The organism is Pedobacter gandavensis (assembly GCF_032677645.1).
Classification (GTDB): domain Bacteria; phylum Bacteroidota; class Bacteroidia; order Sphingobacteriales; family Sphingobacteriaceae; genus Pedobacter; species Pedobacter gandavensis_A.
In genome coordinates, this window is sequence record NZ_JAVTSB010000009.1 from 111,108 (window position 1) to 129,287 (window position 18,180).

General features: G+C 40.4%; 15 protein-coding genes and 2 tRNA genes. 12 read left to right on the forward strand and 5 right to left on the reverse strand.

Translation table 11 applies throughout. The features are described 5' to 3' along the window. The first annotated feature begins 62 nt into the window (after positions 1 to 62). The gene (locus R2Q66_RS16015) at positions 63 to 725 is read left to right on the forward strand and encodes a hypothetical protein (RefSeq protein ID WP_316750781.1); all 663 of its coding nucleotides are present in this window, start codon (positions 63 to 65) and stop codon (positions 723 to 725) included. Continuing rightward, entirely contained in the window at positions 725 to 919 is a 195-nt protein-coding gene (locus tag R2Q66_RS16020) for a hypothetical protein (protein ID WP_316750783.1), read from the forward strand. Before R2Q66_RS16015 ends, R2Q66_RS16020 begins: the two co-directional genes overlap by 1 nt. Here R2Q66_RS16020 and R2Q66_RS16025 read toward each other — a convergent pair. After that, positions 914 to 3,184, reverse strand: coding sequence for a radical SAM protein (locus R2Q66_RS16025; protein WP_316750785.1), 2,271 nt, complete (start codon positions 3,182 to 3,184; stop codon positions 914 to 916). The two genes, R2Q66_RS16020 and R2Q66_RS16025, sit on opposite strands and share 6 nt — an antisense overlap. A gap of 35 nt (positions 3,185 to 3,219) precedes the next feature. On the opposite strand from R2Q66_RS16025, the gene R2Q66_RS16030 reads away from it, so the two are divergent. The 3 genes from R2Q66_RS16030 (at position 3,220) to R2Q66_RS16040 (ending at position 6,998) form a co-directional block, all read left to right on the forward strand. Next, positions 3,220 to 3,768 (forward strand): LemA family protein, encoded by a 549-nt coding sequence (locus R2Q66_RS16030; protein ID WP_316750787.1) that lies wholly within the window; start codon positions 3,220 to 3,222, stop codon positions 3,766 to 3,768. Between the two features lie 9 nt (positions 3,769 to 3,777). After that, positions 3,778 to 5,724, forward strand: a complete 1,947-nt coding sequence (locus R2Q66_RS16035) for a DUF2207 domain-containing protein (RefSeq protein ID WP_316750789.1) — start codon at positions 3,778 to 3,780, stop codon at positions 5,722 to 5,724. Between the two features lie 89 nt (positions 5,725 to 5,813). Beyond that, the gene (locus R2Q66_RS16040) at positions 5,814 to 6,998 is read left to right on the forward strand and encodes a DUF4419 domain-containing protein (protein WP_316750791.1); all 1,185 of its coding nucleotides are present in this window, start codon (positions 5,814 to 5,816) and stop codon (positions 6,996 to 6,998) included. A gap of 127 nt (positions 6,999 to 7,125) precedes the next feature. Here the strand turns inward: R2Q66_RS16040 and R2Q66_RS16045 are convergent. The 4 genes from R2Q66_RS16045 to R2Q66_RS16060 all read right to left on the reverse strand — a co-directional run bounded on the left by R2Q66_RS16045 (position 7,126) and on the right by R2Q66_RS16060 (position 8,872). Beyond that, a tRNA-Arg gene (locus tag R2Q66_RS16045) sits at positions 7,126 to 7,199 on the reverse strand. A 91-nt stretch (positions 7,200 to 7,290) separates the two neighbouring features. Then, a tRNA-Arg gene (locus R2Q66_RS16050) sits at positions 7,291 to 7,364 on the reverse strand. Between the two features lie 109 nt (positions 7,365 to 7,473). Then, entirely contained in the window at positions 7,474 to 7,938 is a 465-nt protein-coding gene (locus R2Q66_RS16055; RefSeq protein ID WP_316750793.1) for a redoxin domain-containing protein, read from the reverse strand. A gap of 19 nt (positions 7,939 to 7,957) precedes the next feature. After that, complete coding sequence (locus R2Q66_RS16060) at positions 7,958 to 8,872, reverse strand: SDR family oxidoreductase (RefSeq protein ID WP_316750795.1); 915 nt, start codon at positions 8,870 to 8,872, stop codon at positions 7,958 to 7,960. Between the two features lie 239 nt (positions 8,873 to 9,111). Here R2Q66_RS16060 and atpD point away from each other — a divergent pair, with 239 nt between their 5' ends. The 7 genes from atpD to ilvC all read left to right on the forward strand — a co-directional run bounded on the left by atpD (position 9,112) and on the right by ilvC (position 18,123). Then, positions 9,112 to 10,617 carry a F0F1 ATP synthase subunit beta gene (atpD, locus tag R2Q66_RS16065; protein WP_265841116.1) on the forward strand — a complete coding sequence of 502 codons (1,506 nt, stop codon included), beginning with the start codon at positions 9,112 to 9,114 and terminating at the stop codon, positions 10,615 to 10,617. A gap of 22 nt (positions 10,618 to 10,639) precedes the next feature. After that, complete coding sequence (atpC, locus tag R2Q66_RS16070; RefSeq protein WP_265841115.1) at positions 10,640 to 10,882, forward strand: ATP synthase F1 subunit epsilon; 243 nt, start codon at positions 10,640 to 10,642, stop codon at positions 10,880 to 10,882. 680 nt (positions 10,883 to 11,562) lie between these two features. Next, positions 11,563 to 12,453, forward strand: coding sequence for a branched-chain amino acid transaminase (locus R2Q66_RS16075; RefSeq protein WP_316750799.1), 891 nt, complete (start codon positions 11,563 to 11,565; stop codon positions 12,451 to 12,453). Between the two features lie 7 nt (positions 12,454 to 12,460). Continuing rightward, positions 12,461 to 14,158, forward strand: coding sequence for a dihydroxy-acid dehydratase (gene ilvD / locus R2Q66_RS16080; protein ID WP_316750801.1), 1,698 nt, complete (start codon positions 12,461 to 12,463; stop codon positions 14,156 to 14,158). Between the two features lie 35 nt (positions 14,159 to 14,193). After that, positions 14,194 to 15,933 (forward strand): biosynthetic-type acetolactate synthase large subunit, encoded by a 1,740-nt coding sequence (gene ilvB / locus R2Q66_RS16085; protein ID WP_316750803.1) that lies wholly within the window; start codon positions 14,194 to 14,196, stop codon positions 15,931 to 15,933. A gap of 9 nt (positions 15,934 to 15,942) precedes the next feature. Further along, positions 15,943 to 16,560: an acetolactate synthase small subunit gene (gene ilvN, locus R2Q66_RS16090; protein WP_316750805.1), complete on the forward strand. Its 618-nt coding sequence runs from the start codon at positions 15,943 to 15,945 to the stop codon at positions 16,558 to 16,560. Between the two features lie 81 nt (positions 16,561 to 16,641). Continuing rightward, positions 16,642 to 18,123 carry a ketol-acid reductoisomerase gene (ilvC, locus tag R2Q66_RS16095; RefSeq protein WP_316750807.1) on the forward strand — a complete coding sequence of 494 codons (1,482 nt, stop codon included), beginning with the start codon at positions 16,642 to 16,644 and terminating at the stop codon, positions 18,121 to 18,123. Positions 18,124 to 18,180 lie beyond the last annotated feature (57 nt).

Sequence of the window (18,180 nt, forward strand, 5' to 3'; positions counted from 1 at the left end):
TAGTTGGCTGGTGCATTCCGAAACATTGGAAGGGATAAAATTGCCGATCAGCTTATAGAACCATGAGACAGGCGGGCTATGATGCCAGAGAAGAAGATCCATTTCTGGAAAAACCAGCATTAACGCTAAGTCCGAGGGAACGTTCTCCATTTGTGAACCGCATCCGTTTGATGTGGCAGCAGATGTCGGCCGTTATTGTAGCAGAGTTCCCTAAAGCACCTGGTATTCCTGCCCATCAAGAAGCCTATCTGAAAGATGTGGAAGAGCTTTACCTGACTGATGCTTACCATTCGCTTTCCATAGAACGTTACCGCGTTACACCGGAACTTATTGCCAAAGTGAGTAGTGGAGCATGGGATAAAGATAGTTCCGAAGCAGACCGGAAACAGAAGGATGCAATGGCTGCAAGGGGGTATTTCCAGGCCTTTCAGGAGGTAAAAAGTACTTTAGAGAAGATCTTACAGGGAGCAAATGCAGGCCTGCAAGCTGATAAAGACCACCAGAAATGGTATAGGGAGTTATTTGATCCTAGTGTACAGGCAGGGATTTTAAAGCCTTCGGATCTGGCCGGTTACAGGAGTCACCAGGTGTATATCAGCTCTTCCAAACACGTTCCGCTCACTGTGGAAGCTATGCGCGATGCCATGCCGGAGCTGTTTGACTTATTACAACAGGAAAAGGAAGCGTCTGTAAGGGCGGTGCTGGGAGAATTGGCCGGTTTTTGATGAATACAATGTTGGCTTCGGGAGGTTACCCATGGACGGTTATTCCTGTAGAAAAACGGGAAGAGTACATGAAATCATTGGAAATTGCCAGTGTGACACAGGATATCAGTGCTTTCGCAAAGTTTATGGCTTACCTGGTTCGGGAGAATATGGAAGGGCATCCGGTTGCACACTTACCGATAAAATCGTTATAAAACCAACAGTCCGGAATCTCTTAAATTATAAATCGGTTCTGAGTACCAGAACAGCTCAAAAAGCTCCATTGACTTTTCATAATCTGCTTTGATTTCCTGGAAGGTATAAACCTGGGTATTGGAGGCCGATATTTTCTGTAAAATAGACGTCAGCCATTCCCCTTCATTTTTATTAGTCTGTATGGTGAAGCTTTCTTTTTTATCATGAAAAGTGAGCACCATCGTCTCCAAAGGCTTATTCTTTTTATATTTTGTGAAGATTTCTGTATCGGGCTTCCCTCCTAACCAAATCACTTTGGCCGTTGGTTTAGTATTCAACTTACTTTCTTCTTTTATCGCTTGTTCAATAAAGTCTGCCGGGATCTCTGTTTTTGGGATCTTGAAATCAAACCATTCTTGCAGTTTATACTCGAAACAAATGCCGTGCATGAAGTTGAACAGTGATTTCTTTAAGCCGAAACTGAACTTATTATGGTCTATTCCTGTTTTATCGATGTAATTGATGTCGTTGTTGGCAAAGGTACCGATGGCTTCCGTTTCTTTGACTACGCCAAATTTCTCTGGATACAGGCCAACGGGACTATGTGCGGTCATGGCAAACTGGTGCCAGAAGCCAGATTGTAAAACACCTGCTTCGAACAATTGTCTGACCATTTCCAAACTATCTACGGTTTCCTGAATCGTTTGTGTTGGATAGCCATACATTAGATAAGCGTGGACTAATATCCCTGCTTCCGTCAGATTACGGGTTACACGGGCTACTTGTTCAACGGTTACACCTTTGTCGATTAGTTTCAATAACCTGTCTGATGCTACTTCTAAACCACCGGAAACGGCGATACAGCCAGATGCTTTCAGCAGGATACACAAATCTCTGGTAAAGCTTTTCTCGAAGCGAATGTTTGTCCACCAGGTGACAGAGATTTTTCTTCTTAGAATCTCCAGGGCAACTTCCCGCATTAAAGCTGGTGGTGCGGCCTCATCCACAAAGTGAAAGCCATTCTGACCTGTTTTTTCGCTGAGTTCTTCTATCCTGTCTACGATCAGTTTAGCAGCCACAGGTTCATAGACTTTGATATAATCTAAGGAGATGTCGCAAAATGTACATTTCCCCCAGTAACAACCATGCGCCATCGTGAGCTTATTCCAGCGTCCATCACTCCACATCCGGTGCATTGGATTTACAATTTCGATGACTGAAATGTATTGGTCTAATTGTAAGTCACTATAATCTGGCGTGCCTACATCTGCTTGTTTATAATCGCTTCTTAAGGCATCATTTCTATATGCTACCGCTCCGTTTTCTAAGAGAAAGGTTCTTTTATACAGGTGGAATTCTCCGGGTTTGATGACCGCATTGTAGATCAGTTCAATCGGTAATTCGCCATCATCCAATGAGATATAATCGAAAAACTCAAATACTCTTGCATCAGAAAGGGAACGTAATTCTGTGTTTGGGAAGCCGCCGCCCATAGAGATTTTAATCTCCGGATAGTTTCTTTTCACATACTGCGCGCATCGGAATGCGGCATATAGATTTCCCGGAAAAGGAACAGAAATCAAGAACATTTTAGGTTGAATCAGCGCCAGTTTTGCTTCCAGAATATCCATCAGGAGTTTATCCATATAGGTATATTCCTGATTTAAGGCTTCGTACAGCTCATCAAATGAGTTGGCGCTCCTTCCTAATCTTTCCGCATAACGGCTAAACCCAAAATTCCGGTCAATACATTCGATGATAAAATCTGAGATATCTTCCAGGTATAGGGTGGCTAAATGCTTTCCTTTATCCTGAGTTCCCATACTTCCAAATGCCCAATCCAGCTCATCCAGTTGTTCAAACCTTGAAGCTTCCGGTAAATAATCCTCCTGACAAATCTGCAAAGCCAAAGTTGGATTTTTCCCTTGCAGGAAAGCAATCACCGCATCAATGGTTTTGATGTATTCCTCTTTTAAAGCATGAATCCGCTTTGCATTCGGGCTTTTCTGTGGAATATTTTTTTTCTCCGCATGAGCAAACAGTTCTTCCAAACCCTTCCTGGAAAACAAAGCTAAAATCACTTCAATACCTAAATCTGCCTGAGTGGAAGAGATATTTTTAGTATTCAAAAAACCTTTGATATAGGCAGTTGCAGGATACGGGGTATTCAGCTGGGTAAATGGAGGGGTGACAAGGAAAAGATCTGTTTTCAAAATGGAATTGCTATTACCCTGCAAAAATACGATAATAGTTTGGAATGCCATGAACACAAAAAGGAGCTGCATTTTTCATTAGATTTTTTTCTATCTTTCTCTTACCTATGTTATATATCTTAATCGCCCTGATTTGCCTGCTGATATTCGGCTGCATATTTTATTACAACACCCTTGTGAACAAGAAAAACAGGATGAAAGAAGCCTGGAGCGGGATTGATGTGTATTTAAAGAAACGATATGAATTGATTCCTAATCTCGTTGAAACTGTTAAAGCTTATGCCAGTCATGAACAAAAACTGATGCAAGATCTTGTTCGCCTGCGTAATGAGGCGATTCAGGCCCGGGAAAATCAAGAGAAAATCGATACAGAGAACCATCTTTCAGAAAACATCAGCAGATTGATGCTCCTGGCTGAGAACTATCCTGATTTGAAAGCAAACACCAATTTCCAACTGCTCCAAACCCAACTGGAAACCATAGCATCTGAAATTGAACTCTCCAGAAGATATTACAACGGCACAGTGAGGGAGAACAATATACAGGTTCAATCCTTCCCTTCCAACCTTGTTGCCTCCATCTTTGGATTCGAAAACGGCATATTTTTCGAAATAAACAATGCTTCAGAACGCGAACCGGTAAAGGTTTCTTTTTAAATCATGAATATGAAAATAAGATCGCTATTTACGCTGCTTAGTGTATTACTGATATTCCTGCTCCTTCCTGCTTTATTCACCAAAACTTTAGCGCAGGAAGCACTTACCGCACAAAACGAGCAGGAAAACCATAGGGAAAGAATCATTTCTTTTCATAGCGACATCAGGATTGACACCTCAGGCATGATGTACCTGTCTGAAAAAATCAAGGTTTATGTATCTGGTTCCCAAATTAAACGCGGTATTGTGAGGAGCATCCCGGTTTATCGGAAAGATATATTTGGAGACAGAAAATCTGCAGATTTTAAGATAACCAGCATTTTAAAAGATGGGAAGAAGGAAAACTACAAGACCAAAAACGATGGCAGCGTCCGCAGTATCTATATGGGAGATGAGGATATAATCCTTGATCCAGGTATCTATACTTATGAAATCAATTACCAGACTAAAGGACAGGTTGGTTTCTTTAGAAACTATGATGAGATTTACTGGAATGTTACGGGTAATGACTGGGATTTTGAAATAGAAAAAGCCTCTGCGACCATTGTCCTTCCTGAGGGAGCGCTACCAGGAAATACCGCTTGTTATACTGGCACTGGTGGTTCAACGGGCAAAAACTGCAGCATTACCATCAATCCCGACCATTCTATCAGCTTTCAAACTACAGAAAGTCTGCCCTCAGGAAGTGGATTCACTGTGGCCTCCGCTTTTACCAAAGGAATCATACACAGGCCCTCTAATTTCGAACTTTTTTACCAGGACTACCTGAAAATAACCCTGACACTACTGCTGCTGGTTGGTCTTGGAACTTACTATTACATCAGCTGGTCGCGTTATGGACGTGATCCTCAGGAGCCGGTTATCATTCCTAGTTTTAATATTCCAAATGATTGGTCCCCAGCCCTGCTCCGTTATTTTTACATCAAAAAAATAGATGATAAGTCTTTTGCCATCTCAGTCATCAATATGGCTGTTAAAAAAGTCATCAAGATCAGCAAAGGAGTGGCGGATCCTAAAAAAGAAGATTACGCTGTTGAAAAATCAACGGGTTCAACAGATGTACTGTCGAAAGAAGAAGATGCCATTTACGTTCGCTTCTTTAACAAAAGAAACAGGATATACATCAATAAATCGAATGGATCGACCATCAATGCCGCAAAAAATGCACATAGTGACCGATTGAAGCCACAGCTTGACTTAAAAAGTTTCTTCATTAGTTATAAAAAACATTTAATCAAATCGACGCTGATTACCCTGGCTGCATTTGTTGTATTCATGGTTTTTGTAGAAACTGGTACGCCTTTGATGATGCTTTTTTTCCTTCCATTTATCCTTATCGGAGGATTTTGCTTCTTTGGAGGATTCAAAATGATCCGCGAATCTATACCTGTAGGAATTTTCCTGATCATTTGGGGAGCAGGCTTCGGTGGTGCTCCGCTGTACATGCTGCTGACTAACCTGGGCAAATTGCCCATCGTTTCGCTCGTATTTATTGGCGTCAGCATAACGATGTATGTGTTATATATTTATCTGATCAAAGCCCCTACAACAATTGGAACCGATGCGATCAGTAAGATCAAAGGATTTAAAATGTATCTGGAAACGGCAGAGGAACATCGCTTAAACCTATTGAATCCGCCAGAACATACCCCGGAATTGTTTGAAAAATTCTTGCCTTATGCGCTTGCATTAGATGTAGAAAATGCCTGGGGAGCCAAATTTGAAGCACTGCTCAATGCCGCCGATTATTGTCCTGATTGGTATGAAGGCGACAAATTCTATTATCCTCAGATTACCAAAGGTTTTATGGTGCCATTTAGCAGCGCGGTCAGTGATAGTAAGCCCGATACAGGTTCTTCTTCCGGATCTTCTGGTAGTTCAAGCTGGAGCTCTGGAAGCAGTGGTGGCGGTTCTTCTGGTGGAGGAGGTGGCGGCGGAGGCGGCGGTGGATGGTAACAGATAAGTGGTCAGCGCTGAGAGTCGTATTTATTGCAAAAAAATATCCTTATGTTTAAATAACATTAACGCTTCACCAAATATTTGCAATGAACAAAGTTTACATTTTGATCCTCACTCTTACGCTTGCCGTTGGTAAGCTATACGCTCAATCGGAAACATATAAAATTGAAGAATTGAGTAAGGCCGAAAAATTACTAAGGGCAGTTCCCAGTAACAGTTTATTGTTCAAAAACACCAAAAAGAACCTGATAAAGATTTCGGACATGGATAACCTGGTGGATTTTGGAACACACCCGGTCATGGTAGGTTATTTACAATCTTACCAGAACCATTATCCGGTGACGATCAGTCCGGATATTGCCTGGTTATTGATTTGTCAGGGATTCGCCAATCATGTGAACAGTGATCCGGAGAAAATCAGAAAGCGATTGGTCAAGTTCAAAGGAAAAAAAACATTAATAGTGCAACGGAATATAGAAGGATTGAAAAGCCTGTCAGATTTCCCCTGGGACTCCGTATTCCCTGAATTTACCGCGCAGATTTCGGACTTTACGGGAAAAGAATTGATCGGGAACTTGTCGGCTGATTTTACGACGACCACAGCAACTTCCTTGGTGGCAAGTCAAATTACGATCATGGAGTCTATGAAGGAGTTTTTCAATTACAAGGTCGTAATGATGGGTTGCGGTATTTCTGAAGTAACCGTTGAAGGAAGTGTTAAAGACTGGGAAAAGATACTGACTCGCCTGGATTACCTGGCTAAATACGACCTGAAATGGTGGACATCGGAATTGAAACCCGTTATTCAGAAGATCATTGATACCAAAAAAGGAAATCTTGATAAGCAATTCTGGATGAATATGGTTAAATACCATACTGCCGGAGCATATGGTTCATATGATGGCATTGATGGTTGGCTATTAAAATTTTATCCCTATCATAAGGTCTCCCCTTCTTCAGCGCCAGCAGACTACTTCGCGAAGCATGGAGTTGTGCAGCCTAATCTTAATGTTACTGAAATTAACATTAATCCCCCTGGCGCTTTGTCTTTAGGAAGATCGGATTTCAAAGAGATTAAAAGCATCAATGTTTTACCAAGGGAGTTAGCCATTGTGCCGTTTATTTTCGAGATAAAGGATAATACCGGAACGATCCAGAAGACTTTAAAGATGGAATTCTGGGCCGGATTTATGGGTATTAAACAAGATAAAACTACGTTTAATGTGAAACCGGAAATTGGCTGGGCGGTGAATCAGTTAGCCGAAGAGTAACTGTACAATTTGTAACGGTTTCGATTTAGATCTGCCAATGTTCCAATCTCAGCTGTAGGAACACTGCAGATAACATCAAATACTATAAACGCAAAAAGCCTTAGATTTCTCTGAGGCTTTTGTTCTGTGCACTTGTAGGGATTCGAACCCCAAACCTTCTCATCCGTAGTGAGATGCTCTATCCAATTGAGCTACAAATGCAATTGTCATTTGTGTTGTATCGATATGGGTTTTACAACCTGTAATCGAAGAAGTCAACAAAAAAAACCTTAGATTACTCTAAGGTTTTTCGTGCACTTGTAGGGATTCGAACCCCAAACCTTCTCATCCGTAGTGAGATGCTCTATCCAATTGAGCTACAAATGCATTTCCTTTAAACGTTGTTTCGTTATTGGACTGCAAAAGTAGTGTTTGAAATTGAAAATACAAACTTTATTTAAAAAAAACTTCAAACACTACTTCTTAAAAACTGCGATTAGGCTTCAATTGAGCGTTTAATTGCGTCAAAATCAGGCATATTCCCTGCATCTTCCAATACTTCTGCATGGATAATTTTTCCTTCTTCATTGATGACAAAAGCTGCTCTTTTTGAAATTCCTTTCATATTAAAGGCGAAATCTTCGTAAAAAGCACCGTAAGCCTGCGATACTTCCTTGTTAAAATCAGAAAGTAAAGGGAACTGGTAGCTTTGATCTTCTTTAAATTTAGCCAGAGTAAAAGGAGAATCCACAGAGATACCAACTACATCTGCATTCATACCTTCATAATAACCGAAGCTATCTCTCATGGTACATAACTGTGCAGTACATACACCTGTGAAAGCCAATGGGAAGAAATGGATGACCAATTTTCTGCCTTTATAATCCGCTAAGGAAACTTCTTTCAGGTCTGAGCTGAATAATTTAAAATCCGGGGCTTGATCGCCAACTTGTAATGCCATAATGTATTTGTTTTATAGTTTAAACGGTTTCTATTGCTAGTAATTGTTGATTTAATAATTCCAGGCCTTCTTCAAAGCTGTGTGGTGCATAACCCAGGTCACGGATGGTTTTATCTAAGATAAAGCCTGTCTTTGCCGGGCGTTTAGCGGTTTGGTTTAAGGTTTCGGCAGAAATCTCTTTTATCAGCCCTTTATCAAGGTTCCAGAAATCAGCAACTTTAGCCACCAGCTCAGAGATACTCATCATATCTTTCCCTGAGGCATTATATATACCTTGCGCATTTTTTTCTACGGCAAGTAAGCAGCAATCGGCCAGATCTTCTGCGAGTGTTGGCATGCGCCATTGATCGTTGACTACATTAATAGGTTGTCCTTTTTCTAAAGCACCTTTAGCCCACAATATAATATTACTACGGCTCATGTCGCTCACGATACCATATACAATAATGGTTCTTAAAGCTGCCCATTTGATTTTAGACTGTTTTAATGCTTCTTCGGCTTCTACTTTGGTTTGTCCGTAATAACTTAGGGGGCAGGTAGGCGCTTCTTCATCGTAAGGGCCATTTAAACCATCAAAGACGAAGTCGGTGGATAAGTGTATCAACTGGACATCATACTTTTCACAAACGCCAATAAGTGTTTCCACTGCTGCCACATTTAGGGCATAAGCCTGCTCTTTTTGATCTTCGCAAGTATCCACATTGGTCATTGCTGCGGTATGAATGATGGCATCGGGTTTATATTTCGAAACAATTTCTTCCACATTTGCGGCATTCAGGATATCCATTTCTGCATAAATATATCCTTCTTTAATTGGGTAACGGTTCCCCCCTTTTGCGGTCGCAATAAGATTAAATTGTTTTGTTGCGAGCACTCTTTCCGTGATTTTCTGCCCTAAAAGGCCATTGCTACCCGTTACTAGTATTGTTTTCATGAATTTTTGCTATTTCCTGATGAGGTATAATCCGAGTCAGAAACTCTCTTTTTAACGTCAAAAAGGGCTTGTTTCTACCTTGATTTATACCCGCTAAAATATTGATTTAAAAACTGTGGAAAAACTTTTTATTTATATATGCAATTTATGTTGAAAAATCTTAACTTTGCAAACCGAATTGTGGGCTCTAAAAACGGCCTTTAACATTTTGATATTTATAATTTTACCCAAAACAATATATGCCTAACATTGGAAAAATAGCGCAGATTATAGGACCGGTAGTTGACGTGAGTTTTGCTGACGATGCTCATTTACCTCAAATTTTCTCTGCATTAGAGATTGAAAAAGAAAACGGTCAAAAGGTCGTTTTAGAAGTTCAACAACATCTTGGTGAAGACCGCGTACGTGCAATTGCAATGGACTCAACCGACGGTTTGGTTCGTGGCATGAAAGCAGTAGATACTGGCGCACCTATCAAAATGCCTGTTGGTGATCAGATTAAAGGTCGTCTATTCAATGTTGTTGGTGATGCTATCGATGGTATCAACACGATTGATAAAACTAACGGTAGACCAATCCACAATGCTCCGCCAAGATTTGACGAGCTATCAACTGAATCAGAAGTACTATTTACTGGTATCAAAGTAATCGATTTATTAGAGCCTTACGCTAAAGGTGGTAAGATTGGTTTATTCGGTGGTGCTGGTGTTGGTAAAACTGTATTGATCATGGAGTTGGTAAACAACATCGCGAAAGCGTATGCTGGTTTATCAGTATTTGCTGGTGTAGGTGAGCGTACACGTGAAGGTAATGACCTTTTACGTGAGTTTATCGAATCTGGTGTAATCAACTATGGTGAAGAGTTCCTTCATTCTATGGAAAAAGGCGGATGGGATTTAAGCAAGGTTGACACTGAAAAACTAAAAGACTCTAAAGCAACATTGGTATTCGGTCAGATGAACGAACCTCCTGGTGCTCGTGCTCGTGTAGCTTTATCAGGATTAACAGTTGCAGAATACTTCCGTGATGGTGATGGCGAAGGCGCTGGAAAAGACATTCTTTTCTTCGTTGACAATATCTTCCGTTTCACTCAGGCAGGTTCTGAAGTATCGGCACTTTTAGGTCGTATGCCTTCTGCGGTAGGTTACCAACCAACTCTGGCAACAGAGATGGGATTAATGCAGGAACGTATTACTTCAACTAAACGTGGATCAATTACATCTGTACAGGCTGTTTATGTACCTGCGGATGATTTAACGGATCCAGCTCCGGCTACAACGTTTGCCCACTTAGATGCAACTACAGTATTGTCTCGTAAAATCTCTGAGCTAGGTATTTATCCTGCGGTGGATCCATTGGATTCAACTTCAAGAATCTTATCTCCAGCGGTATTAGGTGACGAACACTATAACACTGCACAACGAGTGAAAGAAATCTTACAACGTTACAAAGAGTTACAGGATATCATCGCGATCTTAGGTATGGACGAATTATCTGAAGAGGATAAATTAATCGTTCACCGTGCGCGTCGTGTTCAACGTTTCTTATCTCAACCATTCCACGTAGCTGAGCAATTTACAGGCTTAAAAGGTGTGTTGGTTGACATTAAAGATACCATCAAAGCATTTAACATGATTATGGATGGTGAAGTTGATGAATATCCAGAGGCTGCATTTAACTTAGTAGGTGGTATCGAAGATGCAATCGAAAAAGGTAAAAAACTATTAGCTGAAGCAAACGCTTAATTAAAGCGCATACACTTTGAATATGACACTAGAAATATTAACACCAGATAAAAAAGTCTTTGAAGGCGAAGTAACAGCTGTTACTGTACCAGGTACCATGGGTTCATTTCAAATTTTGCATGACCATGCTCCTATTATCTCAACCTTAGAAGACGGTCCAGTAATTGTTAAAACTAATACAGGTACTCAAACCTTTAATATTAAAGGTGGCGTAGTAGAGGTTTTGAAAAACAAGATTATTGTTCTAGCCGAAGGGGTTGCTTAATATTTAAAGCATAATAAAAAAAAGGATGTCCGAAACGACATCCTTTTTTTTGTGCCCTGATTTTTGAGCAGCGGATTTTATGGGTTTACAATTTCTGCGGGCTATGGCTCTCCCCTGTTATAAAAATAGCTGTTTTTTGATCCGGTTATTTTAGTCTGGAAAGCCACCAATTTTTATTTGGTCACCTACCCATTTTTTAGTCGTATTTTCTTCAAATTTTTTGACCATTCTCCGATTTTAGGCAGAAAATGACCTGGAATACAATGCAAGCATAACACCCATACCGAATACCAATATCATAATTGGTATAGTAGCATCCACGTAAAGAAGTTAAAACACCTTATTTTCAGAAATTATATTTGTTTAATTAAACGAATACAAGAATTATATTTTTTTTCATTTATTTTTGTATAGCTATTGATAGTATAGATCACAACGACTAAATTGGATTTACAAAGCAACAACAAATAAAGCTGATTAATACAAGACCTAAAATGAACTTTAACATCACCGCCTTAATTATTGTCATTATTAATGTGATTCTTCTGCTGGTAATTCAGAAGGATAAGGCGCTGCAATAGAATATTTTAAATACAAAAATAAACTCAAGCGCCCCCCACAAGTGGCGCTTTTTTAATGAACCAATACCAGAACCAACACTATACCTAGAGCCTAAACCAATGAAATACTTTAATTCAAACACAGTGTTATACTTAGACGGCAAGTTCCACAAAGCCGCCAACACGACTGCCGATATCTACGGGCAATCGCTGCACTATGGTTATGCTGTATTTGAAGGAATCAGGGCCTACCAGACACATAACGGAACCAGAATATTTAAGGCCAGAGAACATTTCGAAAGATTGAAAAGATCGGCAGAATTGGTAAACATGCCTTTTCCATGGGATGTTAATGATTTGATTAAGCAAACGTATAAGTTACTTCAATTGAATAACCTGAAAGATGCTTATATCCGCCCATTGGTTACCTGTGCACCGAATATGTCGTTGGTTGCAGCTACAGAAGTCTCTATTATGATCTGTGCCTGGGAATGGGGTGCTTATTTAGGTAATGGCCAGTTAAAAGTTGGTATCTCCAGCTATGAACGTCCAAATCCAAAGTCCTCTCCTATTGAAGCTAAAGTAAGTGGCAACTATGTGAATTCCATCCTAGCCACTACAGAAGCAAAACGTAATGGATTTGATGAAGCCCTTTTATTAGATATGCATGGCAACATCGCCGAAGGTTCAGGCGCAAACATCTTCATTGAGAAAAACGGAAAATTATATACACCACCGCTGGGTAATATCCTTGCAGGAATTACCCGTGCTACTGTGATTGAGCTATGCCACATACTGGATATCGAAATCATAGAAAAACACTTGTCGGTAACTGACTTGAAACATGCAGACAGCGCTTTCTTCTGTGGAACCGCTACAGAGATTGCAGGAATTGCATCAGTAGATGAATATCAGTTCCCATTGAGATGGACTGATAGTGTTGGTGCCACTATACAACGCACTTACAAATGTTTAGTGTTAGAAAAACAAAATTACGAAGTAATCATATAATATTAATATGTCACAATCACCAGAATTAAACCGCTACAGTAAAGTATTCACGCAGGACCCAACCCAACCTGCTGCACAGGCCATGTTATACGGAATTGGCTTGACCAAAGAAGATATGGACAAAGCCCAGGTCGGCATTGCAAGTATGGGATACGATGGAAACACCTGCAACATGCACCTAAATGATTTAGCCAAAATTGTTAAAGATGGTGTCTGGGATAACGGAATGGTCGGTTTAACCTTCAATACCATCGGCGTAAGCGATGGTATGTCTAACGGTACAGATGGAATGCGTTATTCTTTGGTTTCCAGAGATGTGATTGCAGATTCAATTGAAACCATTTGTGGTGGACAATATTACGATGGCGTGATTGCATTACCAGGTTGTGATAAAAACATGCCGGGTTCTATCATGGCCATGGGCAGATTAAATCGCCCTGCGATTATGGTATATGGTGGTAGTATCCACTCCGGAAAATATAAAGGAAAGACTTTAAACATCGTTTCTGCTTTTGAAGCCCTTGGCGAGAAGTTAGCAGGAAATTTAGATGAAGAAGATTTCCAGGGTATCATTCGCAATACTTGTCCGGGCGCAGGTGCTTGTGGCGGTATGTACACGGCAAATACCATGGCTTCGGCTATTGAAGCTTTAGGAATGAGCTTACCTTATAGCTCTTCTTACCCTGCATTAAGCGAGGAAAAGAAAGCTGAATGTTTACATGCTGGTAAAGCCATCCGTGTTTTATTAGAGAAAAACATCCTTCCTTCGGATATCATGACGGAGAAAGCATTTCACAATGCGATTGTTACGGTGATGGTATTGGGCGGTTCTACAAATGCAGTATTGCATTTAATCGCGATGGCAAAATCAGTAGGATTAACCTTGAAACTGGAAGATTTCCAGGCGATCAGTAATTCTACTCCTGTATTGGCAGATTTGAAACCTAGTGGTCAGTATTTAATGGAAGATGTTCATGAGATTGGTGGTGTTCCTGCCATTTTAAAATATCTTTTGAAAGTAGGATTGATTCATGGCGACTGTATCACTGTAACTGGGAAAACGCTTGCTGAAAACGTTGAAGCGGCTTTAGACTTAAATTTTGATACTCAAAAAGTAATTCTTCCGGTAACTAACCCGATCAAAGCAACTGGTCACCTTCAAATGCTATATGGTAACATCGCAGAAAAAGGTTCGGTAGCAAAGATTTCTGGTAAAGAGGGAGAAAGATTTGAAGGTCCGGCGCGTGTATTTGACGGTGAGAAATCACTAATCGCAGGAATTCAAAGTGGTAAAGTGAAAAAAGGTGATGTGGTGGTGATCAGACAGGTTGGTCCTAAGGGCGCGCCTGGTATGCCTGAAATGTTGAAACCAACTTCTGCTATTATAGGTGCAGGTTTAGGAAAGTCAGTTGCTTTAATTACTGATGGTCGTTTCTCTGGTGGTACGCATGGTTTTGTGGTAGGTCACATTACTCCTGAAGCATGGGATGGTGGAAATATCGCTTTTGTGCACGACAATGATATCATCATTATTGATGCTGTAAACAACACTTTACACCTTCAGATTACGGAAGAAGAAATGGAAAACCGTAAAGCAGTCTGGAAACAATTGCCACCACCGGTAAAAGGCGGTGTGCTTTACAAATACCTGAAACAAGTAAGTGACGCCAGCGAAGGCTGTGTTACTGATGCCTACACTCACTAATCAATTTAAGAAACCCCATACTTAAAAGAAACACAATGGACATAGCACAAGAGGAAGCAACCACCTTAACGGAACCTAAGAAAACAGTAAATGTTTCTGGTTCTGTGGCTTTATTGGAAGGACTAATCGCAGAAGGTACGGATACCATTTTTGGTTATCCAGGTGGTGCCATCATGCCTATTTATGATGCGTTATACGATTACAAAGAGAAATTAAAACATATTTTAGTACGCCATGAGCAAGGCGGTACGCATGCCGGACAAGGTTATGCACGTACTTCTGGAAAAGTGGGTGTCGTATTTGCAACGAGTGGTCCGGGTGCTACCAATCTGGTAACAGGTTTGGCAGATGCACAGATCGACAGCACGCCGATGGTTTGTATCACCGGTCAGGTGTATGCACACTTATTAGGTACGGATGCTTTCCAGGAAACGGATGTGATTAACATTACCACTCCGGTAACGAAATGGAACTACCAGATTACGGATGCTAACGAGATTCCTGCGGTATTAGCGAAAGCTTTTTACATTGCACGTAGTGGCAGACCGGGTCCGGTTTTGATCGATATCACTAAAAACGCGCAGTTACAAATGTTCGATTACGCAGGATATGTTCCTTGTGATCACGTACGTAGCTACCGTCCAAAACCAAATGTTCGTAAAGAATATATTGAGGAGGCTGCTAAATTAATTAATGCCGCTAAAAAACCTTTCATCTTGTTCGGTCAGGGAGTTTCTTTAGGATTTGCAGAACAGGAATTTAAAGCTTTCGTAGAAAAAAGCGGTATTCCTGCGGCATGGACGATCTTAGGTGCTGGTGCGATTGCTACTGACCACCCTTTAAATGTTGGGATGTTGGGTATGCACGGTAACTATGGTCCTAATGTACAGACCAATTCTTGTGATGTACTAATTGCCATCGGTATGCGTTTCGATGACCGTGTAACCGGCCGTTTAGACAAGTATGCGAAACAAGCGAAAGTAATTCACTTAGATATTGACCCTGCTGAGATTGATAAAAACGTGAAAGCTGATGTTCCGGTTTGGGGAGATTGTAAAGAAACTTTACCGCTTTTAACTGCTTTAGTTGAGGAGAAAAAACATACCGATTGGTTGGCAGAATTCAGAGCTTTCGATAAAACGGAGCAGGAAGTTGTGATTGAACCGGAATTGAATCCTGGTACAGGAGAATTGACTATGGGTGAGGTGATCAATCAATTGAACATTTTGACTAAAGGGGAAGCTATTATTGTGACTGACGTTGGTCAGCATCAAATGGTAGCTTGTCGTTATGCTAAATTTAACCATACCAGAAGTAATGTAACGAGTGGTGGTTTAGGAACGATGGGCTTCGGCTTACCCGCTGCGATCGGTGCTAAATTTGGTGCTCCAGACCGTACTGTGGTTGCAGTAATTGGTGATGGAGGTTTTCAAATGACTTGTCAGGAATTGGGCACCATCATGCAGAGTGGCATTGATGTGAAGATCATGATCTTAAATAACAGATTCCTGGGCATGGTTCGCCAATGGCAACAATTATTCCATGAGAAACGCTATTCTTTTGTGGACATCACCAGTCCGGATTTCGTGAAACTTGCCGATTCTTATTATATCGCCGGTAAAAAAGTTTCTGAACGTGAAGATTTAGTGAGTTCATTAGAGGAAATGTTAAACCATAAAGGTTCTTTCCTTTTAGAAGTAATGGTAGCCCAGGAGCATAATGTGTTCCCTATGGTTCCTCAAGGTAGCAGTGTAAGTGAAATCAGACTTAAATAATTAAAGATCATGAGCAATTCCCAGGATATAGAAATAAATGAAAAACAGGAATTTACAATTACTGTATATACCGAGAATCAAATCGGGTTATTGAATCGTATTGCCATTATATTTTCGAGAAGAAAAATCAACATTGACAGCTTAAACACCTCCCCTTCGGAGATTGAGCACATTCACCGTTTCAACATCGTGATTACCGAAACGGAAGATGTGGTACGTAAACTGGCTCGTCAGATTGAGAAACAAGTAGAGGTATTGAAAGTATATTTCAATACGAACGAGGATATCATCTGGCAGGAAATGGCGCTTTATAAAGTGCCAACAGATACGATTGCAGAATTGGTATCGGTAGAACGTTTACTTCGTGAAAACGGTGCAAGAGCGGTAGTGATCCGTAAAGATTATACGGTTTTTGAAACTACTGGTCACCGTGAAGAAACGGATAAACTGATCGAAGTTTTACAACCGTTTGGCCTGATCGAATTTGTGAGAAGTGCAAGGGTAGCGATCATTAAGAACAGCGATGGTTTTAACCGCAAACTCAGAGAATTTGAGCGCAGAGAACCAGGACAGGAAGTGATTGAAAATGAATTCCTGGATGCCGAGAAAAATGTATTTAGCATGTAATGACCAAACTGATGCTTAGGCATCTTCATTAAAATAAACATAATTTAAAAAGAACCTTTACAACAAAATAACTATAAAAAGATGTCAAATTATTTCAACACGTTACCTCTTAGAGAAAAATTAAACCAATTAGGTGTATGCGATTTCATGGACAGTTCAGAGTTTCTGGATGGTGTGAATGCACTTAAAGGAAAAAAACTGGTGATCATCGGTTGCGGTGCACAAGGATTAAATCAAGGTTTAAATTTAAGAGATAGCGGTTTAGATGTTTCTTATACTTTACGTAAAGAAGCTATCGAAGGTAAAAGAGATTCCTGGAAAAATGCTACGGAAAACAATTTTACAGTTGGTACTTACGAAGAATTAGTTCCTACAGCAGATGTAGTGATCAACCTAACTCCGGATAAACAACACACAGCAGTAGTTACTGCAGTTATGCCATTGATGCAAAAAGGTGCTACTTTATTGTATTCACATGGTTTCAACATTGTAGAAGAAGGCATGCAGATCCGTGAAGACCTTACGGTAATTATGGTGGCTCCAAAATGTCCGGGTTCTGAAGTAAGAGCAGAATATGTACGTGGTTTTGGTGTTCCTACTTTAATCGCAGTACACCCTGTGAATGATCCGGAAGGAAAAGGTTTATTACAGGCTAAAGCTTATTGCGTTGGTACTGGTGGCCATAAAGCAGGTGTTTTAAAATCATCTTTCGTTGCGGAAGTAAAATCTGATTTAATGGGTGAGCAAACCATTCTTTGTGGTTTATTGCAAACTGGTTCTATCTTATCATTTGATAAAATGGTAGAAAAAGGAATCGATCCGGGTTATGCTTCTAAATTGGTTCAATATGGTGTGGAAGTGATCACTGAAGCTTTGAAACAAGGTGGTATCACTGCAATGATGGACAGATTAAGCAATGTAGCTAAAATCAAAGCTTTTGAAGTTTCAGAAGAATTGAAAGATATTATGCGCCCATTGTTCCAAAAGCATCAGGATGATATCATGAGTGGTGAATTTAGCCGTATCATGATGGAAGACTGGGCAAATGGTGATAAAAACTTATTGGGATGGCGTGCTGCAACCGGCGAAACTGCTTTTGAGAAAACTCCGGCAGGTGATGTTAAAATCGGTGAGCAGGAATATTTCGATAACTATACTTTAATGGTTGCTTTCGTTAGAGCTGGGGTTGAATTGGCTTTCGAAACTATGGTTGAAGCAGGTATCAAACCTGAGTCGGCTTACTACGAGTCATTACACGAAACTCCATTAATCGCAAACACGATTGCACGTAAGAAATTGTTCGAAATGAACCGCGTAATTTCTGATACTGCTGAATACGGTTGCTACTTATTTGATCAGGCTTGTAAACCATTACTTGCTGATTTCATGACTAAAGTAGGTACTGATTTAGTAGGTAAAAACTTTAATGAAGGTAAAGATGGTGCTGTGGATAACAGAGCATTAATTGCAGTAAATGAAGTGATTCGTTCACATCAGGTGGAACTTGTTGGTGCAGAGCTGAGAAAAGCGATGACCGCAATGAAAACAATTAAAACTGCCTAATATCAACTGAATGGCTGAGGTTTTTATCGCCTCAGCCATTTACAAAGCAATAAATAA